This window comes from Paenibacillus sp. KS-LC4, assembly GCF_036894955.1.
Classification (GTDB): domain Bacteria; phylum Bacillota; class Bacilli; order Paenibacillales; family Paenibacillaceae; genus Pristimantibacillus.
In genome coordinates, this window is record NZ_CP145905.1 from 1,785,246 (window position 1) to 1,811,379 (window position 26,134).

Consider the following 26,134-nt stretch of genomic DNA (forward strand, 5'->3'; position numbering starts at 1 on the left):
AATGGCGTCTATATGGACGTCAAAGCCAGGTTTTTTTAGATGAATCATTAGGCGGAATCGGTCGTGGATTTGCTTAAGCCGTCCATATGGGTCAAATTACTGTTGTTGGTATTCGTAATAGTATTTTTGGCTTTTCCAGATTTATTCTGCCTATAAAGCCATAGGGCATATTCTAGAGGTTTAACAATCGCTTGGTTATAAGCTTCCTTCTCGCCCGCTTGGGCGAAAACCTCCCTTGCAGGTTTCGGGTTGACCTCAAGCAGCCAGATTTGGCCCTTGCGGTCAATAGCCAGATCGAGAGCAAGCTCACAAAGCTGTCCATAAACCTGCTCAAGATGTTTGGCGACGCTAATGCTGAATTGTTCGGCGTCAGCCTCAATATCTTTAACGAGCGAGGCATCGCTTACCCACTGCTGTAACAGTTCAGTCATGGGAACGGCATGGCCACCTCCGTGCAGATTGGAAGTTACACTGCCAGAAGGTCCTACTCTGCCTGCGCAGCCTGTTACACTCCAATTGCCTTCTCCATTTTTTTGGACGAGCATCCGGTAGTCATGCACGCGTCCGTTTGGCAGCTTGAGGTGGATGCCCTGCTGGGCAATGTAACGTGTCCCTTTTAAATCCCATGCGGATAAATAACCGTTCAAGGAGGCAGCGCTTATTTTTTGCGGACTAATAATTCGTCTTGCTTGGTCGCGGCCTTGAATCAGAAGGTTTCCGCTTTTTTTGCGTTCAATACGCAAAATGCCTCTTCCGCCTGTGCCGTTTATGGGTTTAAGGTAAATAAGCGGATATTTGCGCAGCATCTCGGATACGACCTGGGCACTTTCTGCAATGCGTGCTGCCGGAAGATAGCTTTTAAATCGGGAGTCCTTTATTAACGTTCGGTGTATCGTCCACTTGTTGCGAAGCGGACGGTTGAGGAAGTTCAGGTGACTATAACGGGAACGAAAATGCAGCAGTTGATCAAACCGATAAGTACGTTGAATGCGACAGCGGTCAAAAATCATGTGTGGAAAAGAAGTCCATTTTCGCGACCATTTTTTGGACGCCTCATTATAAATTAAAGCATGAATGCGATTTTGTTTGTAGTTGACGTCTTGAGGAGTGAAAATAATAATGTCGAGACCTAGCTTTCGGCCAGCAGTCGTCATTTTACGGTAAATATCTCGTTCTTCAAGCAATCCATTCTCATTGAGATATAACGTCAATATTCCGAGTACAGGCTGCTTCATTAGGAGCTCTCCTTTCAAAACGGAGCGTCGGCTTGCCGGTCGGTCCGGTGAACATAGATACTGCTTCCATTCCAAGGCGGAAGCAGAGTGCCATGCTTGGGATATTGTCGACCGCAACATGACAAGTTAATTGGCCCAATCTGCTAATCAGACTCCGAGCGACAGCCGTTCCGACCCCAAGTTTGCGGGCTTGTGGTTGGACGACGAAAAAGCATTCCTTATTTTGCTTATCGCCTTTTACTGCGAAGCCCACGCCAAGTAACCGCGAGCCTTGCCTGGCGATTGAAACGGCTGCCTCGGAATAGCCGGTTTCATGCGATTGGATGAGCTGGGCAGCATCTAGGGCGCGAAAGGCCTGAATGGAGGCAGCTGTCAGCCTTTTATCGCTATATTGAACAGCAAAGTCAGCCAGTCGCCTGCGATAGCTGTTCCATTGTTGTGGAGTGAGCAGCTGCACTTCCATCATTAGGGGCCTCCTACCTTGCTTGCTTTTTTATTGGTTAAATATAATCCGTATTGAAAAATACGCTCCAGCGATTTTTGGCGAATGTGAGGTTCGTCGAACTTCATTGGTTTGGAATTGGCTTCGAAAAACCAAACGCTGCCCGAGCTGTCTATTCCAAGATCCATTGACATTTCGCCAAGCGTTTGCCCTGAGGCACGTTCGATTTGCCTCGCAATTAGCAAGGCGGTGCGTTTAGCTTTCAAAAGTATTCTACGCGCCTGTTCTACATTAAAAGAACTAATGAGCAGCTTCTCCGGATCTTCAATCATTCCGCCGCGAGGCACATGAGTTGTAATGCTTGAGGAGCCGGCGACCCTCGCGCCGATTCCCGTCATTTCCCATCTGCCATTACTGTTCTTCTGTACAAGCGCACGGAGGTCGAAGCGGCGGTCATTAAAGGAAGCGAGCTGGATACCCTGCTGGGCGATGTAGGCCTCGCCTGCGCTTTGCTTCTGAATGCGGCTCCAAAGCTTCGTTATCGTGGCGCAATTATAAGTAGCGCTTTTGCGTTCCTCCTGGATCTTCAAACGAAAGGGCAACTGCTTCTCTGCTTTTACGGTAATGGTCATGATGCCTTTTCCTGCTTTGCCGCTTTCTGGCTTCAAATATAGAAAGGGATGTTTTTGCATCATTTTGCCGAGTCCAGTGAGGGACATTAACTTGCGGGTTAAAGGGATGTAGGGCTTAGTTGTTTTGGACTGGCGAAGCCACTCGAATAAATGCCACTTGTTGAAAAAAAAGGGGTTGAATAAGGTAACCCTTGGATCCTTAATACAAGCATTGATTTTATTTTTGACGGCTGGCAGCAGCTCATCCTCCCGTTGAGGGATGCGATTGTAAATGATGTCTGGAAAGGGGAGCAGACGCTGCTGCCATATTTCCTGCTGCTCGTTAAAAATAAAGCCCTTTAGACTAGTACGGCTTAAATATAAGTTTTTTGCAGTAAGCACATAAACGATGAAGCCCTGCTCTCGGCCTACACGAATTAAATCGGCAAAATTACTGCGGTTGCCACGAAATAGCTGGATATCATCCTCTATGGTCAAAATAGCGAGTACGGGCCTTCCGGCCCGGATCTCTGCTGTTGTTTCCTGTTCCTTAAACAGCTGTTCCATTAGCTGTCACCCCCTTGGAACTTGCTGAGGTACAGGCAATGTTCAATAATATAATCCAGTGAGGCGCGACCTTCCGATTTTAAGGAAGGATGCTTGAAAATAGAACGTCCAGGCTTAGCATTGGCCTCAAACATCCATATCTCGCTATTTTTATCAATGCCGATATCAAGCCCCAGTTCGCCAAGACGGTGAGGATAGTTGCGTTCAATGGCTTCCGAAAGGTTGATGGCTACTTGTTTCGCTTTGTCCAGCACATCGGCGGCTTCACTGCCGAAGGTCCGGCTTAGCGCCTGCTGCGGTGTCATAAGGGAGCCGCCGTTTTTGACGTGGGTAGTGACGCTGCCACGTCCGGCTTTTTTTGCGCCAATTCCTGCGGGCACCCATTCGTTCTGGCCATTTTTATGCATATGAAAACGGAAATCAAGCGGACAGCCGTCAATTTCGGCGAGCCGTATTCCCTGTTGGACGACATAGTTATTGAGTGAGCTGCCATGGCGGGCATGCAGCATGCGGATCATGCTTTGGAAGTTCGTAAAGCGCAGCAGCACATTTTGATTTCCTTTGCGGTACCTTGCGAAATAGCCCCGCTTAGGATGATAGGTCAAGCGATAGATGCCGATGCCAAGGCTGCCGGCTGTAGGCTTGAAATATAAGAATTGATGCTCTTCAAGCATCTCCTTAATTTTTTCTGGTGTAGGACCCGACACGGATTCAGGCAAATGCTGTAGAGCTTCAGGGTCTTTATCGAGTAATTTATAAACATCCGATTTATTGAAAAAGCTCCAGTTAAAGAACGGGATTTTCTTCCTTACAAACCGCTCGCGCAGCGAGTTGATTGTGGTCGAGGTTTCCGCTTTTCGGCTGGGAAGCCGGTTGTAAACCACGTCAGGGAGCGGCACCGTTTTGCGATACCAGCTGCCTTGGGCGTTCAAAAAGTAGCCATTGACGGTTTCCTGCTGCCAGTTGATGTCGTTTGGAGTAAAGCCGAATAGATACGCCTTGCGTTCTCCTGACCGGATGACTTGCTTAATGAAGCCGGTTCTTGCTCCAAATGGCGCACTATCGGAGGAGGGGGAGCCAGTATCGCTTAAGATGCCGACCAAGGGTCCAAGCTGAATTTCGTTGTTTCCAGATTGAAGCAAAGAAATATTGCCAGTCTTCGGTACTTTGATAGACTGGCGGACGCCCGCCGATAAATACAGATGGTTGCCTTGGCGCTTGACTGGGCGGATGGCAGCGGTAATGACTTCTCTGCCTAGCTTGAGGTGCATCGTTTTTTTGCCAGACAGCTTTAGTTCTTTAAGAAGCGGACTGGACAGATAGACGACTCGATCAGTTTGTTGGGAAAAGTGTACGTTGCAAGTTGTCAAACTCATGGAAGAACCTCCTGAACGTTGTCATACCGAGAACGGTCTAATACGGGTGATGGAGTAATTAACGGCGTATGGAGACGGCGGGCCAGCATTTGGGCATAGCCTAGTGGCCGCTCAAGAGATTGTGCAGCACATCCCTCAAGGCCAAGTCGCCTAAACGCCGATCTTCCTGGTCTGGAGTTCGCTTCCAGAAGCCATAATCGTCTGCCCTGCTCAATGCCAAAATCAAGCCCAAGCTCAGCAAGTCTGCCGAATCTTTGTTCAAGCTGTATTGCTGCATAGAGGCTTATATCGTGTATTTGCTTCAATAGCTGATCTTTTACCGCTTCGCTGTATTCAGCTATAAGCAGTTCCTTCGCAGATCTGACTCCGCCTCCTCCGTGCAGGTTGGAGGTGATTGAGCCGGTCTGTCCGCAGCGGGCTGCAAGGCCGGTTACTTGCCAGAGGCCTAATGCATCTTTTTGTACCAAAGCCCTTATATCGAAAGGTTCGCCCGTTTTTAGCTGGAGCTGCAAATACGGTTGAATAATATAGCTGGCTGACCCGATAAACTTGGCTAGCCAATGCTCCAGTGCGTCCTGACTGCCTAGCCGCTTCTGGAAAGAGAGATTGTTTTTGCTGCGCCCTGAGACAGACCAATAGCCGGAGGTATGACGCTGGAGCAGCAATGCGCCTTTGCCCTGCATGCCTGAGGCGGGCTTGAGAAACAGCCCGGAGCCTGGAGCGGATAGTCGGCTGCGCAACATAGCGCCATGGCTATAACGTTGGGTAACCGGCAGCAACGGCTGTATACGCTCATCATTCGCGAGTGCTTCGTAGACGTCCAACTTGGAAGGGAGGCTGCCGTTCAAAATGATGTGCGGCTTGCGGGCCGCAATAGCTTGCAGGGTGCTGCGACAGGCAAGCTGCTCTTCTGTGCTTTTGCAGAAGCGCCGATCGTAAATAATATCGGGAAGCTTGCAGTTGCCCTTCTCCCAGCGCTCATTCAGAAAGCGATAGCCCTGAAGCTGGCCGTCATCTCCGTTAAATTCGCTGGGGGAAAAGATGTACAGATCCATCTTTTTCCTTCTAGCGGTTTCCGCAAGCTGCTTGTAAAAAGCAGGCTCGGGAAGCTTAGGCTCTTCCTTATGGGCATGCATCTCAATGGAAGCAACATATAATCCAATCGTCATGCCTTCTGCTGTCATAGGCGCCTCCGCTAGAAGCCCGATAAAAATCGGGAATATTGAATAACCATGCGAACGGATGGACGAATTTTATTATCATTCAGTGGCGTATTGTCATTTTTGGAAGGCTTGGAGTTGACCTCCAGCAACCATACTCTGCCGCTTGTATCAATGGCCAGATCGATGCCGAGCTCACCGAAATGGGCGGGGATATGCGTCTCAATCCCTTTGGCAATGAGGAGCGCTGCTTGCTGTAGCCTGCTCGAGGCATCCGCTCGGCCGCTCGTCAAATTTGATTTGGAAATCGCCTCGCTAACGGTACTTAATGTGCCGCCTCTTGCGAGGTTGGAAACAAAATGCTGACCGCCAGCTGTCCGGGCAACAATCGAAGTGATTTTCCATTTGCCGCTGACATTTTTCTGTACAAGTGCCCGGAAGTCGACGGGCCGCTTCTGAATTTCAATTAGCTGGAGGCCTTGCTGCACCTGATAGCGTACGGTTTTCATTTTCGCTGAGATGGCAGAATACAGCTTGAGCTGGCTCGGATAAAGCTGCTTCCGCGAGCCTGTCGTTGTAGTAAATTGGGCTTGGTAACCGCCATTTTCAGTCTTTGATACCCGGATGATCCCTTTGCCAAGGCTTCCTCTGACAGGCTTCAAAAAGATGTTGGCGTGTTTGCTGCACATGCCTTTAAGGGTGGCGAAGCTGCGCAAGGAATAGGACTCTGGCAAATAGCGGATGGCAGCTTCATCCTTCTTGAGCGCCTCGAATACTTCCGTTTTATCAAGAAACTTTTCATTAAAAACAGTTGTCTGAAACCTGGATTTTACTTCTTTGAAAAAATGTTGTACGCTGGGTTTGTTCTCTAGTTTTCGTGAAGTAAGTCGATTGTTAATCACATTTGGAATGGGAAGCGACGTCCTTTGCCAGCCATCCGCATAGATCCAGCCTTCCACGGTTTTCTGCTCGCCAGTAATTTGGCCGGGAGTGAAGAAGCACACATGCCCGCCTTGCGCGGCACAGCCATCAACCAGCTCCTTGCAGAACATGGTGATAGAACCAAACGGCTTATCGGGCGTTCCTGGATAATCCCTGCTGATTAGAATACCGATAAGCGGACCGAGTGAAAGGGTGGCTGATCCGGATTTATAGTTGATTCTTAAGGCAACGCCATTCGTAATGCCCATTTTGCGCGCTAGGCTCTGGCTAATTCGAATGCCATCATAACGTGCGACGGGTAATACTTTGACATGTTGCTTAAGTGAGCCGAAAGTCATCGCTACAGGCTGGCCCTGAGGGATTTTCCACTGTTTCATATAGGAATCGCCCAGCATGAGCGTATCCTCGGCGAGCATGCCTGAGCTGATAACCTGGACGGCTACTTTCGATTTGAGCATCGTAAATCTCCTTCCAAGCAGGAGGATTCCGGCAAGCGGGTAACAGCCGCTGGGTGTTTTGCACGAATTAATTCATCATATGAGGACATCTATCCCTTGGTGATAAGATACTAACAGCTGTTTACGCAAATAATGGAGGGGAAAAGCCATGAATGTTTACGACAAAACGTATGAGCTGGCAAAAGCATTAAAGGATAGCGAGGAGGCCCGTTTGCTAAAGGACGCAAAGCAGGCTGCGGACGCTGATCCTGATGCCAAACGGATGCTTGCTGAATTTCGCGAGCGCCAAAACGAGCTGCAGCAAAAAATGATGGCGGGCGAGGAGCCGTCTGCTGCCGATATGGATACGTTGAACAAGCTGTATGAGGTCATTTCGCTGAATCCGCTTATCAGCAGCTTGATGGAGGCAGAGCGTAGGTTCTCCATCGTTTTTGAGGACATCAATCGCATTATGTCCGATGTGCTGAAATCCATCGTTGATTAACGCCTTCGGTCATATCCCTCGTCCTTGCCTCATATAATGTGAGGAGTGCTACAGAGGAGCTGAGGAATATGAGAAAAGGCAGGAGCCGTCATGTATTATATTTACTAGTTGCGGCAGCGATGCTAGTCTACGGGGTGCCAAGACTGGATTTGGGCGCTCCATGGAGCGGGACAAGCCTGTTTGGCATCGTCTGGCTGGTGTTTTCGCTAGTCATTGTGGCGGCGCAAATTGACGCGCTGATGCAAGGCGAAGCGCGGAGGCAGCAGATGCAGCGCATAAAACGCGTCAAACGCCAGGCGATGGAGCGCAAGCTGCAGCAGGTCATTGCGAGGCGGGGCGCCAGGGGCTAGCTAGCAAGCACGAAGCAAAAACAAATAAGGCCCAGCGATGGTCGCTGAGCCTTATTTGTTTTTTCAATCATGAATCCAATTCTTTGAACTGGACGAGCTGCTTTACGAATTTGTAAACCGCTTCTTGTTCTTTGACGGTTAGTCCATGTAGTTGATGGGCGATTTTGTCAGCGTAGCTATTGTCTTCTGGGCTTGTCTGCTGCGAAGCATCCAAATGAACAAGCTGTTCCAGTGGAGAATCGAGCGCTGCGGCAATTTTGCCGAGCACATCGACGGTTGGACTTTTCTCTCCTCGCTCGACTTGCCCCATATACGAAGCATTAATGTCCGCTCTGAGCGCCAGCTGCTCCTGGCCTAAGCCCTCGTATTTTGCGCAGTGTGCGGATGTTATCTCCAATGTATCGGGCAAATTTACTCAAATTGTTCACCTCAGCCTAAAGATAGAGCTTTAGATGCCAACCAACAACGTTCTATAGAACCTATTAAATATAATGACTAAAGTCATTGACGAAAATACTCGACTTCACTATAATTATGTAAAATGGTCCTTATTAAACTTCTTTTTACTTAAAAAGGTTCTTTTTACAAGGGGATTGGGAGATGGTAGACGAATTTGAGTTTTTCCGAAAAGTTCAGCTGTATTACCGTCAAGTGCGCTTCAACGTGCGCTTGAGCTATACGATTTTTCATAAAAAGGAGAAGCTGCTGCTTGCGCATGGCGTGTTGCACTGCCGGGTTGAGCCCCATGCGCAATTGGTTGAGTATCGAATCAGCTTGGAGTCGGAAGCGGCCTCGCGTCCTTATAGCGAGAAGGCCTCCATTTTATTTTCCACTGTATACGAGGAATTTCCGCAGCAGTCGATTAAGCTGGAAGATGTGCTTGCCTATCAGCTGAGATACTCCGTACCGATTGTTTATGATTGGCAAACCTTTATTATTGAAGGAATGAGTACGGCTTTAAGCAAGAGTGTATTGCAACCTGTTTTCGATAAATATAGATTTGTGAATAAGCAGGGTCAGGAAATAGACGCCAAACTTAAGGTCGCTGCCGTTATGGTGGATTGGTATAATGAAAATATTAAAAGTTAGCCAGCAGTGTTGAAACCCAAAGGGAGGTACAGGTGTGTCTAAAGTCGGTTCCGGTTCAGAGACCAGCACCAAGCATGAACTGATTCTTGCACATATACAAGAGCTGAAGATCGGAACAAAAATCTCGGTCAGAGTGATTGCAAAAACGCTGGGAGTCAGTGAAGGAACAGCCTATAAAGCCATTAAAGAAGCGGAAGCAACCGGGCTCGTCAGTACAAAGGAACGTATTGGGACGGTTCGCATCGACCGTAAAAGAAAAGAAGCACTTGATCAGCTTACGTTCGGCGAAGTGGCGGAAATTGTGGAAGGCCAGCTTTTTGGCGGCGCATCAGGCCTTGAGAAAACGCTGCATAAGTTCGTCATTGGAGCTATGGAGCTTGATGCTATGCTGCGTTATATTGATGAGGACAGCCTGCTTATTGTGGGCAATCGGATCGGTGCACACAAGCGGGCGCTGGAGCAAGGAGCAGGCGTGCTCATTACAGGCGGCTTCGAGACGAGCGAGGAGGTTAAAGCGCTTGCTGATGAGAAGGGACTTCCAATTCTCTCTTCGCGCTATGATACGTTTACCGTTGCCTCCATGATTAACCGCGCTATGTATGACCGTCTCATTAAGCGAAAAGTAATGCTGATAGAGGATTTGGTTACGTTCAGCAGGCCCGCTGATGTGCTGCGTCCGAGTGAAACGGCAGGCAGCTTCAAGGAGCTGCGTCGCAGAACAGGCTATTCCCGGTTTCCCGTGGTGGATGATCGTGGTAAAGTCGTAGGCATGATGACAGCAAAGGATGCTTCCGGCGCACTAGATGAGCAGACCGTGGATAAGCTGATGACTCGCCATCCGATTACGGCTGCGCCGAATATTACCGTTACATCCGCTGCTCATACGATGGCGGCGGAAGGGATCGATTTGCTGCCCATCGTTGATCGGCATCGCAAGCTGCTTGGTGTCATTAGCCGCCAGCAGGTCATTGATGCGCTCCGGTTTGCCGGCAAGCAGCCGGAATCGGGCGAAACGTTCGATGATTTAATGTGGTCAAGATTTATGGCTAGCGAAGATGCAGCGGGCGAATTTGTTTATAAAGGGGTTGTAACGCCGCAAATGTCAGGCTCGCTCGGCATGATATCGGAAGGCGTGCTCGTTACGCTTATGACACAGGCGGGCAGAAGAATGATTCGCGAGACGGGGAAGCGCGATTATTTGCTTGAGAGCATGACGACTTATTTTGTTAAGCCGGTTGAATTGGACAGTGAAATAACGATTATACCGCGGGCGATGGAGATGAGCCGCAAATCAACAAAGCTGGAAATTGAAGTATGGGATCGGGGCGGGCTGGCAGCGAAAGCGATGATGTCAGCCCAGATGATTGATCCGTAAAATAGCGCAGCGTTCGCCGCTGCCTTTTTATTAGCGGCGCGGCGTGCGCAGCAGGCTGAGATTGCGCAGGCCAGCGAAAAGATTGAATAGGCCAATGACCATGAATAGCGAGCCGATAACGATACGCACGGTGGATTCATTAGACAAAAACAGCTGAACGCCGGCAATAAATATGAGCATGACGCCCATGCTTATATTCATTCTAGCTCCGTACAGCATACGAATTGCGCCATCAGTTGCCCTGCGGGATCTGTAGCTGAATATAACCGTCAGCAGCAGGGTGAGGAAAATTACGGGTGCAAATAAATATTGCATCAGTGAGTCCATTGGTTTTAAAGCAGCTCCTTTGCATGCGGAATGATGATGCTCTATTCCGTATTTCTGCTGCTATTGTAGCATGAATGGCACCCAAAACAGAAGCAGTGCAGCGCATGTCTTTACGCTGCACTGCTTTTTATAATAAATCACTAGAAGCGTGGTGAAAAAGGCGAAGCGGAATGAAAAGGTTGAGCTGGAGAAGCGTCAGCGTTCGTTTTTACCCTTTTCATGCAGCATAGCCTCTTTTTCACCACGCTTCTAGCTCGGTCCGCGATCATGCAGGCGGACTTTAATCCACAGATGCAGCACGTTCTCGACAACAAGCATCGTTTTTACCTCGACCTCGTAATCTTTCTCCAGCACATCGTTGTAAATTCTCTTGCTTAGCAGCTTCCTTGCAAATTGGGCATTGGAATCAATTTCGTAAATGCTTTGCCCGATAAACACGGAAAGATCGGCCTTAATTCGCCGAATCAGTTCGGCCTCCGTCACTTTATCCAGCTGTGGACGACCTGCCTTTTGTCCGGCTTCCAGCTCGATTCTCGGCAAAATACTCTTAATAACCGTATGCTGATGCTTGAAATCCTTTAGGTTGTTAATGTCCTGCTCATACTGCTCCAATTGAATTTCGAGCTCGCTTTTGAGACTGACTAGCGCCTCGAATTGTGCTTGATAGAGGGAGTTGTAAACGACCGCGCCGATAATCATGCCGAGCAGAAGTATGCCAAACATTTGCAGCCCTTTCATATATCGCTCAAACGGGGGCAGCCGCATCGCCTAACCCGTCCCTTTGCATATGAGCTTGACTAGCTCTGTGCCCATATGAGCCCCTAGAAAAGCAGCGATAATATAGCCGACCTGCTGTGCCGCGGGGGACAGATGCCCCTCCATAATGTTGCTTTCTATGACACGCATTGGATCAATGGAGCCGCCTACAGCGGCTACTATAGCCCATATTTTTAAATTCGCTGCTGTATTGACCATCATGGAGGTGGGGGGCATCAGCAGAAACACCGATCCAATGCCAGCAAGCATGGAGCCGCCTAAGACGACGCCAAAGGCAATGAAGAAATCGAGACCCGCCTTCATCAAAAAATAATTCACTTCGCTCACCAGCTCTCTTCTCCAAGTGGAGCCCGTCCGGCTCCTATTATCATTGTATGGGCGGTGCCTTGGCGATTATGATAAAATAGACAAATAGAGTTGGAACACCTGAGGGGGCGAGGCGCAATGACCGCTAATGAGTCGCCATTCGTGCATCTGCACGTTCATAGTGAATATAGCCTGCTTGATGGCGCGGCGCGAATACGCGATTTGACAGCCCGCGCTGCGGAACTGGGGATGAAGGCGCTGGCGCTTACGGACCATGGCGTCATGTATGGAGCTATTCCATTCATCCGTGCCTGCCAGCAGCATGGTATTAAGCCGATTGTAGGCTGCGAGATGTATATGACCGCAGGCTCGCGGTTTGAGAAGGGCTCGCGCAAGGAGAACCCGATCTATCATTTAATTTTGCTTGCCAAAAATGAAACCGGGTATCGCAATCTTATGAAGCTGAGCTCGATCGCTCATTTGGAGGGCTTTCATTATCGGCCGCGCGTCGATCCAGAAATGCTGGCTAAGCATGCGGAGGGCATCGTCTGCCTAAGTGCTTGTCTTGGAGGCGAGGTTTCACAGCATTTGCTGCATGACCGTCCAGAGGAAGCGCGCAAGGCGGCGGAGCGGTACCGGGACATTTTTGGCGATGATTTTTATTTGGAGCTGCAGGATCATCATTTGCTGGAGCAGAAAAAAGTGAATGCAGCGATGATTGAGCTGGCACGGGAAACAGGTATTCAGCTGGCGGTTACAAACGATGTCCATTATATGACGGCTGCTGACGCGGAAATGCAGGATGTACTGATTTGCATTGGAACGGGAAAATCCGTCGATGACGAGGACCGTATGAAAATGCAGACGGACCAAATGTATTTAAAAAGCGGGGAAGAGATGGCTGCCCTATTCCGCCATGTCCCGCAGGCTATTGCAAATACGGCAGCTATCGCGGACAAATGCACGCTGGAGCTGGCTTTCGGTCGGGCACCGCTTCCGGTATTTCATCCCGTGCCAGAGGGGGCAAGCTCAGCAGGGTATTTGCAGCAGCTATGCAGCGAAGGACTGCTTGCGAGATATAGCTTGCTGCCGGAGTGGACGCAGGAGCCGGACTTCCGCCGGCAGGCGGAGCAGCGGCTTGCCTATGAGCTGTCCGTTATTGAAAAAATGGGCTTTAGCGATTATTTTTTAATCGTCTGGGATTTTATTCGTTTTGCTCATGAGCAGGGTATTCGTACAGGCCCGGGACGGGGGTCGTCAGCCGGCTCTCTGGTTGCTTATACACTGCGGATCACCGACGTTGATCCGCTGAAATACAAGCTGCTCTTTGAGCGTTTTCTAAATCCGGAGCGCATCTCAATGCCCGATATTGATATTGACTTTAATGATGAGCGCCGGGATGAAGTCATTGCTTATGTCGCCCAAAAATATGGCGAAGGGCATGTTGCCCAAATTATTACGTTCGGCACGATGGCGGCGAAAGCGGCGGTTCGCGACGTCGGACGCGCGATGAATGTGCCGTTTGCCGAGGTGGACCGCGCGGCGAAGCTTATTCCGCGTCAGCTCGGCATTACGCTTGCCGAGGCGCTGCGGACGACTGAGGGACTGCGCGAGGCGGCAGAGCGCCTGCCTAAGACGGCAGCGATGCTGGATATGGCGCTTAAGGTAGAGGGGATGCCGCGCCATGCCTCTACGCATGCGGCTGGCGTTGTTATTGCCAGCGAGCCGCTTACGGAGTATGTACCGCTGCAAGCGGGCGGTGAAGGGGCTGTTTTGACCCAATATTCGATGGAGCATCTGGAAGCGATTGGGCTGCTCAAGATGGACTTTCTGGGACTGCGCACCCTTTCGATTTTGGAGCGGACGCTGAATTGGGTGAAGGAGCAGTACGGCGAGACGATTGATTTTCGCACGATTCCTGACAACGACCCGGAAACGTATGCGATGCTCGGCCGCGGCGAGACGACGGGTATTTTCCAATTGGAGTCCTCCGGTGTGCGCCGCGTGCTGCGGGACTTGAAGGCGTCGGAGTTTGAAGATATCGTATCGGTCCTAGCTTTGTACCGGCCGGGTCCGATGGAGTTTATTCCTAAATATATTCAAGGCAAGCATGGCGAGGTGCAGGTGGAGTATCCTCATCCCTCCCTAGAGCCGATTCTTGCGGATACGTATGGCATAATCGTGTATCAGGAGCAAATTATGCAGATTGCCTCCAGCATGGCGGGCTTCTCGCTGGGCGAAGCAGATTTGCTGCGCCGTGCCGTTTCGAAGAAAAAGCGCGAGGTGCTGGATGAGCAACGGGAGCATTTTGTGAAGGGCAGCGTGACGCAGGGCTACAGCGAGGACGAGGCGAATCTCGTTTACGATATGATCGTGCGTTTCGCAGACTATGGCTTCCCGCGGGCACATGCGGCTGCTTACGGCGTGCTGGCTTTTCAAACGGCATGGCTGAAGGCGCATTATCCGGTTCCATTTATGGCTTCCATGCTGGCGTCTGTGAATGGCAACCAGCGGAAAACAGCGGAATACGTCGATGAATGCCGCCGAATGGGCATTCAGGTGCTGCCGCCCGATGTCAACGAGAGCGGCGTCACGTTCACGCCAGTTGAAGGAGCGGTGCGCTTTGGGCTCGCCACGGTTAAAAATGTTGGTACGCAGGCGATCGAAGCGCTGCGGAAGGAGCGGGAGGACAAGCCGTTTGTGAGCCTGCTCGACCTATGCCGCCGCGTTGATTTGCGCGTCGTGAACAAGCGCGTGCTGGAGTCGCTGATTCAAGCAGGAGCCTTCGATTCGCTGCCGGGACACCGGGCGCAATTGCTCGGTGCCCTAGAGGAGACGGTCGAGGCGGCGGTGAAATGGCGCAAGGAGCGTGCTGAGCTGCAAATCGAGCTGTTCGGCTTCGATGAGGTGCAGAACTGGGATGTGGAGCTGCCGGATATTAGACCGTTCTCGACAGCTGAGCAGCTGGAGTTTGAGCGCGAGCTGCTAGGTATGTATTTGTCCGGGCATCCGCTCGACGCCGTGGAGGAGCAGCTTGCGCCGCTTGGGCTCGACCGGCTGTTCGAGCTTGCGGATGCGGCGGAGGGAGCGCCGGCGGTAGCGGCGGTGCATATCGTATCGCTGAAGCCGTTCACGAACAAGAAGGGCAATGCGATGGGTTTTCTGGAGCTGGAGGATCGCATCCTCCGCGTCGAAGCCGTTGTGTTCCCGGCCGTGTGGAAGCGCTGCGGGGATAAGCTGGAAAAGGGAGGCCTCGCCATTGTGCAGGCGACCGTGCAGCATCAGGATGAGGAGTTTAAACTCATCCTGGAGGATGTTGTGCCGCTTGCAGGCGGAGCTGCTGCGGCCGGGGCGCCGCTCGCAGAGCAGGCGCAGCGCCTCTTGCGGCAGGCGCAAGCCCGCGCCGCGAGAGGCGCGTGGCCCGGTCCCGGACAGGCGAAGCCGTCCGGGCAGGGCCAGAGCGGGGCGCGGGCGGCAACGCCAGCCGCCCCGGCGGGCCGCAGGCCCGGCACGGCTGCTGCGAGCGAAGCGCAGCAGGCGCAGCCGCGGGCACCGCGGCAGGAGCCCGCTGGGCGAAAGCGCCAGCGGGTTTACATCAAGCTCGCAGCCGCGCGCGAGCAGCTTGCCGCGCTGGAGCGGCTCAAGCAGCTGCTGGCCGAGCACCCCGGCCAGCTGGACACCGTTCTGTTCTACGAACGCGAACAGAAGCTGATCGCCCTTAGCGACAGCTACCGCGTCAAGCCGTCGCCGGAATTGTTCGGCGAAATTGAGCAGCTATTTGGCGAAGGCGCGGTCGTCGTCAAATAGGCGAGAGGCAGAAAAGCATGAAATAGCGTTCCCTTATAGGGCTGGTCTTTGCAGTCAAGAGCGAAGACCAGCCTTATTTTAACCCCATCCCTCAAGCTAGGTATCCTCTCCGCAAGCGAATTCAAAATGATGCACATATCTACTGATATTCGCATACATTTAGGGATACAAGCGGAGAAATGCGGGAGGCCAGCTGCTGCTTGCGGGCTTAGGGATACAGCTTCCGCGAAGGGCTGCAGCTTGAATAAGGCTGCGAAAGCCGCATTGCCGCTGCTTACGCTGCATTGCAGCGTACAAGCATGGGAGGGATGGATATGGCTTCAACATCCAGAATTGAAGCGTGGCTTAGCAAGCGCGGAGTGAAGGTTGATGATATTGCTGAAATTGTATATTCACTGCAGCGGCCTTACAATGCGAGCTTATGCATGAAGGAATGCGAGGATAGCGTCCGGGCTGTACTGGGCAAGCGCGAGGTGCAGTATGTTTTATATACGGGCATCGCACTAGACGAGCTTGCGGAGCGCAAATTGTTGCCCGAGCCGCTACAGGCGATAATGGAAAATGACGAGTCGCTGTATGGCGTGGACGAGACGCTTGCGCTTGGCATTACGAATGTGTACGGAATGATTGGCTTGACGAGTTTTGGTTATTTGGATAAAGTGAAGCCTGGCATAATAAGTCAGCTTAATCTTAAGGGGAGGCATATTCATGTGTTCCTCGATGATCTCGTAGCAGGACTTGCGGCAGCGGCCTCAGCAAGAATTGCCCATCAGGACCCGAAAGCGCAGCAATACCATTTGCCCGATTCCCCATGATTATGATATTATTATAAGATCATATGACCTGTTAACGGGACTTAGCTATGTTTAAGATGTAAACTTTGCCCGTAGCAAAGTTTTCAGGAGGTACCACAATGTGGACGGTCATTTATATCGCACCAACAGCAAAAATCGCAGAGAATATCAAGAAACGGCTTACGGAAGAAGGATTTCTCGTGAAGATCCGTCCAGTCAATCTGTCTAAACAGCAATTCGAAATATTGGTGCCGTCGGGTGAGCTGGAGGAAGTTCAAGAAGTATTTAACTCCTTGTTTCAGCCGTAATGGATTCCATTATTCGATTGCGCCTTGAGAGGTGTCATACGTGCAAATAAAGGACTTGTTTACGAAGAAGAAATACGCGACAGTACCTTCGGAGCGCCCTAAACGCGACATTCCAGAAGGACTGATGAATAAGTGTACGCGGTGCGGAACGATTCAATACAGCAAGGAGCTGGAGAAGAATCTAAAGGTCTGCTCCTCCTGCGGCTATCACTTCCGACTTTCGGCTTGGGAGCGCATTGCCTTAACGCTTGATGAAGGACAGCTAACGGAATACGATACCGATCTTGTATCGGAAGATCCGCTTGGTTTCCCAGGCTATGTGAGCAAGCTGGAGCAGCAATTGGCTAAGAACCCGAACTTGCGTGAAGCAGTTGTTACCGGCGAAGGAACTATCGGCGGTCTACCTGTCGTTGTCGCTGTCATGAGCTTTGACTTTTTCAGCGGCAGCATGGGCTCAGTCGTAGGGGAAAAGATAACACGGGCTGTAGAAGCGGCGCTTGACAAGCGCCTGCCGCTTATTATTTTCTCGACATCGGGTGGCGCACGCATGCAGGAAAGCATTCTCAGCCTCATGCAAATGGCCAAAACAAGCGCAGCGCTTTCGAAGCTTCATGAAGCGGGCGGCTTGTTTATCTCGGTATTCACCGATCCAACGATGGGTGGCGTATCGGCGAGCTTCGCAAGTCTTGGCGACTACAATTTGGCCGAGCCTGGCGCGTTAGTAGGCTTCGCAGGCCGCATTGTAATCGAGCAGACGATTCGTCAGAAGCTGCCGGACAACTTCCAGACGGCGGAATTCAATTTGCAGCATGGACAGCTTGATATGGTTGTACACCGTAACGACATGAAGCATATGCTGACCAAACTGCTTGATATGCATACCGCAGGGGAGGGATTGTCTAATGGCGGGTGAGCTTCCGTTCGAGAAACCACTCAGTGATTTAAGAGAAAAGATAAAGACGCTGGAGGCGCTCGCGGCGGGCAATGGCATGGATTTTTCTGAGGAAATTGCCCGGCTTGAAGAGCGCTGCAAGCAACTGGAACAGGAAATGTACCAGGAGCTGACCCCCGCGCAAAAAATGCATGTAGCGCGCCATCAACAGCGTCCTACCACGCTGGATTTCATTCAGGCGGTGTTTACCGATTTCATCGAGCTGCATGGCGACCGCTTGTTTGCCGATGATTTAGCTATCGTAGGCGGACTTGCCAAGCTGAACGGCGTACCGGTAACGGTTGTCGGACACCAGCGCGGCAAGGATACGCGCGATAACATCGCCCGTTTCTTCGGAAGTCCCCACCCGGAAGGTTTCCGCAAGGCGCTGCGCTTCATGCAGCAGGCCAATAAATTTAATCGTCCCATTATTACATTTATTGATACGAAAGGTGCGTATCCTGGCAATACTGCTGAGGAACGGGGCCAATCGGAAGCAATTGCCCGTAATTTGCGGGAGATGGCTAGTTTCGGCGTTCCGATTATTTGCGTCGTTATTGGCGAAGGCGGCAGCGGCGGCGCGCTTGCGCTTGGCGTAGGCAATCGGGTGCTGATGCTGGAAAATGCGATCTATTCTGCGATTTCGCCGAATGGAGCAGCCTCGATTCTCTGGAAGGATGCATCGAAAGCCGATCAGGCCGCTGAAGCGATGAAGATTACAGCCAAGGATTTACTCGCGTTTGAAGTCATCGAGGACATTGTGGAGGAGCCGCAGGGCGGTGCGCATCGTGATCTTGCTTATACAGCAGAGCACTTGAAGGCCAAGCTGTGGAGCCATTTGCAGGAGCTTCGCGCGATGACTCCGGAAGCGTTGAAGGAAGACCGCTACAGCAAATTCCGCAAAATAGGCAAGTTCCAGATTGCTAAGCAGTTGCAGGTTGAAGAGAAGCAAACCGCTGAGCTGGCGGGCGAGCTTGTCGAGGCTGCGGCAGCAAGCGGAGAACCAAGCACCGAGAAAGCCGTGCAGCCACAATCGGCGCAGGTATAGTTTACAAATATTTTATACTGTACAAGCTGCCCGTAATCGTGTAATTTAAGTTGTGGTCAAGGTGAAACGGCTGTCGCCATCCTTTGGCAGCGCTGCTCGTTTCAGTCCGAGAAATAGAGAGAAAGTATGGCGAAATGATATACTTTCCTATATTTCAAGGTGAAACGGCTGTCGTCGTCCTTTGGCGGCGCTGCGCGTTTCAGTAACGGAAATATAAGCTTATTTATATGTGAACAGCTTATAAATACTTATATGTTTAAAAGAAGATAAACTAGCAAGGCCTACCAATCAAGCAGGCAATATAACGGAGGAAAACTAAACATGCGTAAAACAAAGATTGTATGTACAATCGGACCATCCAGCGAATCACTTGAAAACACGAAGAAGCTTATTCAAGCGGGCATGAACGTTGCTCGTCTGAACTTCTCCCATGGCGATTTTGAAGAGCACGGTAACCGCATCAAGAATATTCGTCAAGCAAATATCGAACTCGGCAAAACAACAGCCATTCTACTTGATACGAAAGGTCCAGAAATTCGTCTGGGCAAATTGAAAGAAGAGCCAATTGAGCTGGTTCAAGGCGAGAAGGTCGCGTTGACAACAGAAGAAATTCTTGGCGATGTAACGCGTATTCCAATTACGTATACGGATCTGCCTAACGACGTATCGGTTGGTTCAACCATTTTGATTGATGACGGCCTCATTGGCTTGACGGTTGAAGATGTGCAAGGTACAGAAATCATTTGCCGTATCGTCAACAGCGGTCAAATTAAAAGCAAGAAGGGCGTTAACGTACCGGGCGTAAACATCTCGCTTCCTGGTATTACAGAGAAAGACGCGAATGACATCGTCTTCGGTATTGAGCAAGGCGTAGATTTCATTGCGGCTTCCTTCGTGCGTAAAGCAAGCGATGTTTTGGAAATTCGCGAGCTTTTGGAGCGCCACAATGCGGGTCATATCCAGATTATTTCTAAAATTGAGAACCAGCAGGGCGTAGACAACCTTGATGAAATTTTGGAAGTTTCCGATGGCCTGATGGTTGCCCGTGGCGACCTTGGCGTTGAAATTCCAGCAGAAGAAGTACCACTCGTACAAAAAGCAATGATTCAAAAATGTAACCGCGCTGGCAAGCCCGTTATTACAGCAACACAAATGCTGGATTCGATGCAGCGCAACCCGCGTCCGACTCGCGCTGAGGCGAGTGACGTAGCGAATGCGATTTTTGACGGTACAGACGCGATCATGCTTTCTGGCGAAACAGCCGCTGGTAAATATCCAGTTGAATCGGTACAAACGATGGCCCGTATCGCTGAGCGTGCAGAATCCGCTCTTGAATACCGTGAAATTTTCACGAAGCAAGCGAATGCACAGCAAACAAGCGTAACGGAAGCGATCTCCCAAGCGGTAGCTAATTCCGCATTTGATCTGAAAGCGAAAGCGATCGTTACTTCGACGCAAAGCGGCTTCACTTCCCGTATGGTATCCAAATACCGTCCGAAAGCGCCAATCATTGCGGTAACAACAGAAGAAACGGTTATGCGTCGTCTGGCACTTGTATGGGGCGTTTATCCAGTTAAAGGTGCGCTCGTTGATTCCACAGACGGTTTGTTCGAAAATGCAGTAACGGGTGCGCTTAGCACGGGCTTGCTTGCTCTTGGTGATACAATCGTTATTACGGCGGGTGTGCCAGTTGGCCGCTCTGGAACAACAAACCTAATTAAAATTCACCACATTGGCGAGCTTCTGGCAAATGGACAAGGTATCGGCAGCCAAACGGCTACTGGTAAAGTAGTCGTTGCCCGCACGCCTGAAGAAGCGATTGCAAAAACAACACAAGGCTCGATACTGGTAACTGTTTCGACCGATAAAGAATATATGCCTGCATTTGAGAAAGCGGCTGCTGTCGTAACGGAACAAGGCGGTATTACTAGCCATGCAGCAGTTTGCGGCATCAACCTCGGAATTCCAGTTATTCTGGGTATTAGTAACGCTACGACGATTTTGGAAGATGGAATGGAAGTTACGCTTTATGGCGAAACAGGCGTCATTTACTCCGGTCAATCCAAATCCGTATAACTTTTGAATTAGAATGGCTTTCGGCCGTTGCAATTTAACTGCATATTCTCTGCTCGTATAGGACAGAGCAACAACAAGCGATGGTGAATTCACCGTCGCTTTTGTTGAAATTTAAGGGAGGTTTACATTTTGAGCAGTCCGTTATCTGGCTGGTTCGCACATCCGCTACGCGTTCGTTATCAGGAAACGGATCAAATGGGAGTTGTGTATCACACCAACTATTTGAATTGGTTTGAAATTGGCCGCACCGAGCTGATACGATCGGCAGGCTTTGATTATAAATCTATTGAACAAAGCGGAATGCTGCTGCCGGTCATTGATTTGCAATGCCATTATGCTTTGCCGGCGCGATATGACGATACGCTGCTTATTTGCACTCGCATAGCGGACTTTTCCTCCGTGCGCTTAGCCTTCGAATCTGAAATTCGCAAAGTGGATGAGGCGTCATTTAAGCCGGCTTTTTACGAGCGGGGAGATAGCCTTCCGGGGGAACGGCTCGTTTCGGGAGGAACGAAGCATGTTTGGGTGAATAAGGAGTGGCGTCCCATGCGTTTGGACAAAGGGCTTCCTGCGCTGTATGATTTAATAAGGCAGATAATAAGCTAAAGGATGGCTGCTGCTGCCTGCATATTGTGGACGGGAGGAATTTGTAATGAAAAGGTGGATAATCGCAGCATTAATCATATTGCCTTTAATAGAGCTTTGGGGCATCGTACAAGTAAGCGGCTGGCTTGGCGGCTGGCAGACATTTGGGCTCATCGTTCTGTTCAGTATGGCGGGTGCGTATTTAACGCTGGCGGAAGGACGCAAGGTGTGGACAGAGGCGCAGCTTCAGTTGCAGCAGGGTCAAATACCTGGTCGCAAGCTGCTTGAAGGTTTATGTGTGCTGGCAGGCGGTTTGCTGCTGCTGATTCCCGGATTTTTCACCGATCTGATCGGAATTACCTTTCTGCTGCCGTTTACGCGTTCCTTTTATCAGCAGGTCATGCTGCATTGGCTGGAGAAACGGATACGCGGCGGGTCTTTTTCTATACGCAAGTTTTAATATATTTACATTAGCTTAACAAATTTATAATATGACACGAATAGTTGTAGCGCATAATAGGGGCATATATGAGGGAGGCGCACATAATGACAAAACATTTGTCCCACTATGTTAACAGAGATTTGAGCTGGGCCGAATTTAACTGCAGGGTGCTTCAAGAGGCGCAGGATATAAACAATCCTCTGCTGGAGCGGGCCAAGTTTCTGGCCATTGTATCCAGTAATTTAGACGAATTTATGAGTGTTCGCGTAGCGGGCATTCAAGAGCAAATTAAGGCGGGTTATTCTAAAATTGATTTTACAGGCTATACTCCCGCTGGCTTATGGAAACGATTAATTAAACGCACGAATCAAATGGTGCATGAACAATATAAATCTTATCGGGATGTGCTGCGCGGCTTGGGACGGGAAGGCATTACGATCCGTTCAATGAATGAGCTGAATCTGACCCAGTCCAAGGCCGTATCGGAGTATTTTCATGAAATTGTATTTCCTGTCCTGACACCGATGGCGGTTGATCAGAGCAGGCCTTTTCCACTTGTACATACGAAGGAGCTATATTTGGCTGTTTTATTGCGTCATCCAGATGCCGCGCCTGAGGAAGATCCGCTGTTTGCGATGGTGCAGGTGCCATCCATTTTAACGAGATTTGTGCCGCTGCCTGAGCGTCCGAATAGCAAAAAACGCGAATATGTGCTGCTTGAGGATCTGATTGAGCAATTTATTGATACCCTTTTTAATGGTTATGGCGCTTATGCGGTACATGCATTTCGGTTGACGCGTAATGCTGATTTTACGCTTAATGAGGATGCCGAGGACTTGCTCGAGGAGATTGAGAAGGAGCTGCGCAAGCGCCGTTGGGGTATTTCCGTACGGCTTGAGGTTGCTCGCGGCATGCATCCAGATGCACTTGATATTCTCAAGGATGAGCTGGAAATCTCGGATAACCTCATTGAAATTGATGGTCCGCTCGATTTAAGCTTTTTGATGAAATTCGCCCATGCCATTCCAGGCTACGACCATTTGCGATATGAGAAGATGGAGCCTGTCTATCCTATGGAATTTGATGACACCGACGACATGTTTGAGGTGATTCGCCAGCGCGATGTGCTGATGTACCATCCGTATGAATCGTTTGATGCGGTTAATGATTTTGTAATGCAGGCAGCGACCGATCCAGATGTGCTTGCAATTAAAATGACGATGTATCGGGTCAGCGGCAAGTCTGCGCTCGTTCAGGCGCTTGCTAAAGCGGCCGAATCCGGCAAGCAGGTGACGGTTGTTGTTGAACTGAAGGCGCGATTCGATGAGGAGCGCAATATTGCATGGGCTCGCCAATTGGAGAAAGCAGGCTGCCATGTTGTTTACGGTCTGATCGGGCTGAAAACCCATGCGAAAATATTGCTTGTTGTGCGCAGGGAGCAGGACACGCTGCGCCGTTATGTGCATGTTGGCACGGGCAATTACAATGACAGCACAGCGACGCTGTACACCGATATCGGCCTGTTTACCTCGCATCCGACAATCGGCGGCGATGCATCGGCGCTGTTTAATGAGGTGACGGGTTATTCTGATCCGTATGACTGGAAAGCCTTTGGTGTAGCTCCAACGGATCTCAAGCAGAAGCTGTTCCGTCTCATTGACCGAGAAATCGCCCATGTAGCGGCTGGCAAGAAGGGCCGTGTCATTGCGAAGATGAACTCGCTCTCCAATCAGGAGATGGTCGATAAACTTTATGAGGCATCGCAGGCAGGCGTGAAAATCGATTTGATTGTCCGCGGCGTATGCTGCTTGCGCCCTGGCGTGGCTGGCCGAAGCGAGAACATTCAGGTAATCAGCATTGTGGACCGTTATTTGGAGCATGCACGGGTTATGTATTTCCACAATGGCGGGGAAGAGGAAGTGTATTTGTCCAGTGCCGATTGGATGACGCGCAATCTGATGAAGCGAGTGGAGCTGATGTGTCCAGTGTACGACGCCCATTTGCGGCAGACGCTTATCAACATGCTGAGCTTGAATTTGAATGACAATGTCAAAGCGAGGAAGCTTCTGTCTAGCGGTACTTATGTTCATGTTGAAAATGATCATAAACCGTTTCGCAGCCAATTCGAGGCTAGACACATTCCAGGCTGGAAAGTACAAGTATAGAGAAATGAAAAAGCGCGGTGATAAAGGAATGCTCGTTTCCTTTTCACCGCGCTTTTTAGGTATGGAAGGAAAGCACCGCCGACTAAGCTTAAATATAATCAGGCAGCTCAAGCACAGGAACTCGTTTCCATAGCTTGGAAAACTCGGCAGCGAGCTCTCCTACCTCCAGACGCTCAACGGTCAGCGAGCTGCTAGGGCGCACAGCATGCAGCTTAAGCTGCTCTGGAGTAAGGGAGACGCTCAATCTGCTTAGCGCCTGTGTCTCGCTGCGGTCAAGCGCTGATGCGAGCTGCAGCAGCGTACCCAGCCTGCCGATTAACTCGTAGTCGGACTCGACAAGCATCTCTTTGTAGGGACGGAGCTGCTGCCGTGCCCGACTTTTGCTTTTGTAGGAAGCGATGGAAGCCGTAATTAAAATTTCTTTATGGGACAATCCGTTCAAATGAGAGTTGACGATTAAATAAAAGGTATGCTTGGCATAGTCGTAGTAGTCGATGGAAGCGCCGATTCGAAATAGGCTTGAAGCGGCATCAAGCAAGATCCGCGAGCGCGAAGGCATTTGGTGCAGCTCTCTGAGCTCATCGTAAAGTTGCAGTGCAAGCCGGTTCACCTGCGATACATGTTGCATCGGTGCAGCGGGATGGAGCATGCTAATGTTGTGCAGGCTGAAGCCAAGCACATCCTGATGCTGAGACCCTTGTGGAAACCTGGTATCATGGAAAATACCGTCGCGAAGTCCAGCACCGCAAATAATATAGCCGGTAGCCTTAGTCAGCTTGTAAAGCTGGCGCAGCACGGCTAGGCCGGGCACAATAACGTCCACCCGATCTTTGGACAGTCCGGGAAACTTGCTGCGCTTGTCCAGCGGCAGGGCACGCAGTTGATCAAAAACCATTTCGGCCTCTGCGCCGGGTAGCGCGTAATTATGCGTTTGCTGAAAAGGGTAGCTCGTCGCCGCTTGATGAATTTTGCCCAGCGCCCTAGCGGTGCCGCCGACGCCAATCAGAGGCAGTCCCTGCGCTTTGGAGAGCCATGGAACGGACTTGAAGGCATCAAGCGCAACGCTGTCAAGCGCGCGCAGAGCCTCGTCGCTAAGCATGCCCTTCGCCGCGAAACGCCGATTCAGACTGACGCAGCCAAAAGGAAAGGAGACGGAGTGCAGCAGCTTGCGTCCGCGAAACAGCGATACCTCTGTGCTGCCGCCGCCAATATCGACTAACAGCCCATCCTCCAGATCCATTGCATTAATCATCCCAAGGAAGCCAAAGGCGGCCTCCTGTTCGCCGCTAAGCAGTTCTATATCAAGCCCGGTTTCGGCTTTTATTGCTTCCAGCACAACCATGCGGTTCGAAGCATTGCGGATCGCTGCCGTAGCCACTGCGCGAATTTCCCCGGTGCGGTTATGGGCGCAAATTAAGCGGAAATGGCTAAGTGTGCCGAGCAGCTCGCTAATTGCCTCAGCCGAGAGATTGCCTTGCTCGTCAATTCGCTCACTAAGCCGTGCTGGACGTTTGCTCCCATCAATGACGCGGTGAGCTCCGTTTGCTGTGCGTTCATAAACGACGAGCCTAACCGAGTTGGAGCCTATATCTATAATACCTATGCGATGCTCATTCATAGCGAACCTCCGTTTTTTTTGAAATATAGAGAAAGTGTAACCTGACGATCTCCCTCTCTCTGTATTTCTCGGAATGAAACATGCTGCGCCGCCAAAGGCTGGCGACAGCCGTCTCACCTTGCAATAATTTATTTTAACATAGCGGCTGCTGAATGTCTTAATAAGCGTAAGGGATATTAGAGGGAGCCACCAGGCGCATCAATCAAAATAACCGAAATTTGTCGAATTAAGAATAAAAATGGATTTGCAAGTCATATTAAAGGAGGCAGTTTATTAAACTAAATGGAGGTATTAGAAATGAATCAGTTTTCACAAACGAATATTAGCCAACAGCTTTCACAATGCGAGCAGCTTCTGCAGCAATTGATGCAGCAAACTCAGCAAGCATCAGGCATGTATGAGCAGCTTTTGAAGCAAGAACAAACGAATGCTGCACAGCTGGAGCAAATTGCACAGCGCGAGCATCAAGCAGCCCATATGATCCAAACCTCATTGCAAGGCCACCAAAAGGCGATGCAGCAAATGCAGCAAATTTCTAGTATTTGCAATCAAATTTCCAGTTTAAATGCGAATCAGTCCTTCGCTTATCAACAGCCACAGTACCTAGGCTCATCTTTCGGAGAGCTAAATCACTAAGCACCAAACCATTTGATCTGAAAAATAAAGCTGCGGCTGTTTCCCGGTTTTTTGCCGGGGAGCGGTCGTTTCGTCTATTTACAAACGTTTATTATAGATTGAAACCGTGATCAGTTAGTACTCTGCCTGTTTTTCTGTTAAGATAGAAAACAGGTGTTTACATCTAACTACATAAGCAGGAACCAGATCTTTCAGGATGTCCAAAGGTGAGGTTATTTCACATGC

General features: G+C 50.4%; 25 protein-coding genes. 14 read left to right on the plus strand and 11 right to left on the minus strand.

The annotated features are described in order from the left end of the window. Positions 1-47 precede the first annotated feature (47 nt). Genes V5J77_RS07670 through V5J77_RS07695 form a run of 6 tightly spaced genes read right to left on the minus strand, consistent with a single transcriptional unit; the run spans position 48 to position 6,791 of the window. Positions 48-1,235 (minus strand): YheC/YheD family protein, encoded by a 1,188-nt coding sequence (locus V5J77_RS07670; RefSeq protein WP_338555186.1) that lies wholly within the window; start codon positions 1,233-1,235, stop codon positions 48-50. Continuing rightward, the gene (locus V5J77_RS07675; RefSeq protein WP_338555187.1) at positions 1,192-1,701 is read right to left on the minus strand and encodes a GNAT family N-acetyltransferase; all 510 of its coding nucleotides are present in this window, start codon (positions 1,699-1,701) and stop codon (positions 1,192-1,194) included. Before V5J77_RS07675 ends, V5J77_RS07670 begins: the two co-directional genes overlap by 44 nt. Then, the gene (locus V5J77_RS07680) at positions 1,701-2,855 is read right to left on the minus strand and encodes a YheC/YheD family protein (RefSeq protein WP_338555188.1); all 1,155 of its coding nucleotides are present in this window, start codon (positions 2,853-2,855) and stop codon (positions 1,701-1,703) included. The genes V5J77_RS07675 and V5J77_RS07680 overlap by 1 nt, the downstream gene beginning before the upstream one ends. Next, positions 2,855-4,231 carry a YheC/YheD family protein gene (locus V5J77_RS07685; protein ID WP_338555190.1) on the minus strand — a complete coding sequence of 459 codons (1,377 nt, stop codon included), beginning with the start codon at positions 4,229-4,231 and terminating at the stop codon, positions 2,855-2,857. The genes V5J77_RS07680 and V5J77_RS07685 overlap by 1 nt, the downstream gene beginning before the upstream one ends. Further along, on the minus strand, positions 4,228-5,415 hold the full coding sequence (locus tag V5J77_RS07690; RefSeq protein WP_338555191.1) for a YheC/YheD family protein: 1,188 nt from the start codon (positions 5,413-5,415) through the stop codon (positions 4,228-4,230). Before V5J77_RS07690 ends, V5J77_RS07685 begins: the two co-directional genes overlap by 4 nt. A gap of 11 nt (positions 5,416-5,426) precedes the next feature. Continuing rightward, positions 5,427-6,791 (minus strand): YheC/YheD family protein, encoded by a 1,365-nt coding sequence (locus tag V5J77_RS07695; protein WP_338555192.1) that lies wholly within the window; start codon positions 6,789-6,791, stop codon positions 5,427-5,429. A 148-nt stretch (positions 6,792-6,939) separates the two neighbouring features. Between V5J77_RS07695 and V5J77_RS07700 the strand changes: the two genes are divergently transcribed. Both V5J77_RS07700 and V5J77_RS07705 read left to right on the plus strand, forming a co-directional pair. Beyond that, positions 6,940-7,275 (plus strand): YlbF family regulator, encoded by a 336-nt coding sequence (locus V5J77_RS07700; RefSeq protein ID WP_338555193.1) that lies wholly within the window; start codon positions 6,940-6,942, stop codon positions 7,273-7,275. A gap of 68 nt (positions 7,276-7,343) precedes the next feature. Then, on the plus strand, positions 7,344-7,625 hold the full coding sequence (locus tag V5J77_RS07705) for a hypothetical protein (RefSeq protein WP_338555194.1): 282 nt from the start codon (positions 7,344-7,346) through the stop codon (positions 7,623-7,625). 67 nt (positions 7,626-7,692) lie between these two features. On the opposite strand, the gene V5J77_RS07710 is transcribed toward V5J77_RS07705, so the two are convergent. Next, positions 7,693-8,034 (minus strand): helix-turn-helix transcriptional regulator, encoded by a 342-nt coding sequence (locus V5J77_RS07710; RefSeq protein ID WP_338555195.1) that lies wholly within the window; start codon positions 8,032-8,034, stop codon positions 7,693-7,695. A gap of 191 nt (positions 8,035-8,225) precedes the next feature. Here V5J77_RS07710 and V5J77_RS07715 point away from each other — a divergent pair, with 191 nt between their 5' ends. Further along, positions 8,226-8,714: a hypothetical protein gene (locus V5J77_RS07715; RefSeq protein WP_338555196.1), complete on the plus strand. Its 489-nt coding sequence runs from the start codon at positions 8,226-8,228 to the stop codon at positions 8,712-8,714. Between the two features lie 34 nt (positions 8,715-8,748). Then, positions 8,749-10,089 carry a DRTGG domain-containing protein gene (locus V5J77_RS07720; RefSeq protein ID WP_338555197.1) on the plus strand — a complete coding sequence of 447 codons (1,341 nt, stop codon included), beginning with the start codon at positions 8,749-8,751 and terminating at the stop codon, positions 10,087-10,089. A gap of 30 nt (positions 10,090-10,119) precedes the next feature. Here the strand turns inward: V5J77_RS07720 and V5J77_RS07725 are convergent, their stop codons facing one another. The 3 genes from V5J77_RS07725 to V5J77_RS07735 all read right to left on the minus strand — a co-directional run bounded on the left by V5J77_RS07725 (position 10,120) and on the right by V5J77_RS07735 (position 11,511). Then, positions 10,120-10,416 carry a YtpI family protein gene (locus V5J77_RS07725; protein ID WP_338555198.1) on the minus strand — a complete coding sequence of 99 codons (297 nt, stop codon included), beginning with the start codon at positions 10,414-10,416 and terminating at the stop codon, positions 10,120-10,122. A 249-nt stretch (positions 10,417-10,665) separates the two neighbouring features. After that, entirely contained in the window at positions 10,666-11,181 is a 516-nt protein-coding gene (locus V5J77_RS07730) for a hypothetical protein (protein ID WP_338555199.1), read from the minus strand. A 3-nt stretch (positions 11,182-11,184) separates the two neighbouring features. Then, a complete protein-coding gene (locus V5J77_RS07735; protein WP_338556630.1) occupies positions 11,185-11,511 on the minus strand; it encodes a YtrH family sporulation protein in 327 nt (108 codons plus the stop codon). 126 nt (positions 11,512-11,637) lie between these two features. On the opposite strand from V5J77_RS07735, the gene V5J77_RS07740 reads away from it, so the two are divergent. The 9 genes from V5J77_RS07740 to ppk1 all read left to right on the plus strand — a co-directional run bounded on the left by V5J77_RS07740 (position 11,638) and on the right by ppk1 (position 23,655). Continuing rightward, on the plus strand, positions 11,638-15,306 hold the full coding sequence (locus tag V5J77_RS07740; RefSeq protein ID WP_338555200.1) for a DNA polymerase III subunit alpha: 3,669 nt from the start codon (positions 11,638-11,640) through the stop codon (positions 15,304-15,306). Positions 15,307-15,620: 314 nt separating this feature from the next. Further along, entirely contained in the window at positions 15,621-16,121 is a 501-nt protein-coding gene (locus V5J77_RS07745; RefSeq protein WP_338555201.1) for a phosphatidylglycerophosphatase A, read from the plus strand. Positions 16,122-16,219: 98 nt separating this feature from the next. Further along, positions 16,220-16,408: a hypothetical protein gene (locus tag V5J77_RS07750; RefSeq protein ID WP_046229439.1), complete on the plus strand. Its 189-nt coding sequence runs from the start codon at positions 16,220-16,222 to the stop codon at positions 16,406-16,408. 40 nt (positions 16,409-16,448) lie between these two features. Next, positions 16,449-17,321 (plus strand): acetyl-CoA carboxylase, carboxyltransferase subunit beta, encoded by an 873-nt coding sequence (gene accD, locus V5J77_RS07755; RefSeq protein WP_338555202.1) that lies wholly within the window; start codon positions 16,449-16,451, stop codon positions 17,319-17,321. Beyond that, positions 17,311-18,387, plus strand: coding sequence for an acetyl-CoA carboxylase carboxyltransferase subunit alpha (locus V5J77_RS07760; protein WP_338555203.1), 1,077 nt, complete (start codon positions 17,311-17,313; stop codon positions 18,385-18,387). Before accD ends, V5J77_RS07760 begins: the two co-directional genes overlap by 11 nt. A gap of 321 nt (positions 18,388-18,708) precedes the next feature. Next, on the plus strand, positions 18,709-20,463 hold the full coding sequence (gene pyk, locus V5J77_RS07765) for a pyruvate kinase (RefSeq protein ID WP_338555204.1): 1,755 nt from the start codon (positions 18,709-18,711) through the stop codon (positions 20,461-20,463). Between the two features lie 195 nt (positions 20,464-20,658). Beyond that, on the plus strand, positions 20,659-21,069 hold the full coding sequence (locus V5J77_RS07770) for a thioesterase family protein (protein ID WP_338556632.1): 411 nt from the start codon (positions 20,659-20,661) through the stop codon (positions 21,067-21,069). Positions 21,070-21,115: 46 nt separating this feature from the next. Further along, positions 21,116-21,508 (plus strand): FxsA family protein, encoded by a 393-nt coding sequence (locus V5J77_RS07775; RefSeq protein ID WP_338555205.1) that lies wholly within the window; start codon positions 21,116-21,118, stop codon positions 21,506-21,508. A gap of 86 nt (positions 21,509-21,594) precedes the next feature. Further along, complete coding sequence (ppk1, locus tag V5J77_RS07780) at positions 21,595-23,655, plus strand: polyphosphate kinase 1 (RefSeq protein ID WP_338555206.1); 2,061 nt, start codon at positions 21,595-21,597, stop codon at positions 23,653-23,655. Positions 23,656-23,743: 88 nt separating this feature from the next. Here the strand turns inward: ppk1 and V5J77_RS07785 are convergent, their stop codons facing one another. Beyond that, positions 23,744-25,273 (minus strand): Ppx/GppA family phosphatase, encoded by a 1,530-nt coding sequence (locus tag V5J77_RS07785; RefSeq protein ID WP_338555207.1) that lies wholly within the window; start codon positions 25,271-25,273, stop codon positions 23,744-23,746. 297 nt (positions 25,274-25,570) lie between these two features. Here V5J77_RS07785 and V5J77_RS07790 point away from each other — a divergent pair, with 297 nt between their 5' ends. After that, positions 25,571-25,909 (plus strand): hypothetical protein, encoded by a 339-nt coding sequence (locus V5J77_RS07790; protein ID WP_338555208.1) that lies wholly within the window; start codon positions 25,571-25,573, stop codon positions 25,907-25,909. Positions 25,910-26,134 lie beyond the last annotated feature (225 nt).

What these genes read in the sequence shown, in the direction of transcription:
- V5J77_RS07760 (WP_338555203.1), top strand. Translation starts at nt 17,311, where the DNA reads ATGGCGGGTGAGCTTCCGTTCGAGAAACCACTCAGTGATTTAAGAGAA.
- V5J77_RS07730 (WP_338555199.1), bottom strand. Translation starts at nt 11,181, where the DNA reads ATGCGGCTGCCCCCGTTTGAGCGATATATGAAAGGGCTGCAAATGTTT.
- V5J77_RS07745 (WP_338555201.1), top strand. Translation starts at nt 15,621, where the DNA reads ATGGCTTCAACATCCAGAATTGAAGCGTGGCTTAGCAAGCGCGGAGTG.
- V5J77_RS07725 (WP_338555198.1), bottom strand. Translation starts at nt 10,416, where the DNA reads ATGGACTCACTGATGCAATATTTATTTGCACCCGTAATTTTCCTCACC.
- V5J77_RS07750 (WP_046229439.1), top strand. Translation starts at nt 16,220, where the DNA reads ATGTGGACGGTCATTTATATCGCACCAACAGCAAAAATCGCAGAGAAT.
- V5J77_RS07685 (WP_338555190.1), bottom strand. Translation starts at nt 4,231, where the DNA reads ATGAGTTTGACAACTTGCAACGTACACTTTTCCCAACAAACTGATCGA.
- V5J77_RS07695 (WP_338555192.1), bottom strand. Translation starts at nt 6,791, where the DNA reads ATGCTCAAATCGAAAGTAGCCGTCCAGGTTATCAGCTCAGGCATGCTC.
- V5J77_RS07670 (WP_338555186.1), bottom strand. Translation starts at nt 1,235, where the DNA reads ATGAAGCAGCCTGTACTCGGAATATTGACGTTATATCTCAATGAGAAT.
- V5J77_RS07705 (WP_338555194.1), top strand. Translation starts at nt 7,344, where the DNA reads ATGAGAAAAGGCAGGAGCCGTCATGTATTATATTTACTAGTTGCGGCA.
- V5J77_RS07790 (WP_338555208.1), top strand. Translation starts at nt 25,571, where the DNA reads ATGAATCAGTTTTCACAAACGAATATTAGCCAACAGCTTTCACAATGC.
- V5J77_RS07715 (WP_338555196.1), top strand. Translation starts at nt 8,226, where the DNA reads ATGGTAGACGAATTTGAGTTTTTCCGAAAAGTTCAGCTGTATTACCGT.
- V5J77_RS07690 (WP_338555191.1), bottom strand. Translation starts at nt 5,415, where the DNA reads ATGACAGCAGAAGGCATGACGATTGGATTATATGTTGCTTCCATTGAG.
- pyk (WP_338555204.1), top strand. Translation starts at nt 18,709, where the DNA reads ATGCGTAAAACAAAGATTGTATGTACAATCGGACCATCCAGCGAATCA.
- V5J77_RS07700 (WP_338555193.1), top strand. Translation starts at nt 6,940, where the DNA reads ATGAATGTTTACGACAAAACGTATGAGCTGGCAAAAGCATTAAAGGAT.
- V5J77_RS07775 (WP_338555205.1), top strand. Translation starts at nt 21,116, where the DNA reads ATGAAAAGGTGGATAATCGCAGCATTAATCATATTGCCTTTAATAGAG.
- V5J77_RS07740 (WP_338555200.1), top strand. Translation starts at nt 11,638, where the DNA reads ATGACCGCTAATGAGTCGCCATTCGTGCATCTGCACGTTCATAGTGAA.
- ppk1 (WP_338555206.1), top strand. Translation starts at nt 21,595, where the DNA reads ATGACAAAACATTTGTCCCACTATGTTAACAGAGATTTGAGCTGGGCC.
- V5J77_RS07675 (WP_338555187.1), bottom strand. Translation starts at nt 1,701, where the DNA reads ATGATGGAAGTGCAGCTGCTCACTCCACAACAATGGAACAGCTATCGC.
- V5J77_RS07770 (WP_338556632.1), top strand. Translation starts at nt 20,659, where the DNA reads ATGGGAGTTGTGTATCACACCAACTATTTGAATTGGTTTGAAATTGGC.
- V5J77_RS07785 (WP_338555207.1), bottom strand. Translation starts at nt 25,273, where the DNA reads ATGAATGAGCATCGCATAGGTATTATAGATATAGGCTCCAACTCGGTT.
- V5J77_RS07680 (WP_338555188.1), bottom strand. Translation starts at nt 2,855, where the DNA reads ATGGAACAGCTGTTTAAGGAACAGGAAACAACAGCAGAGATCCGGGCC.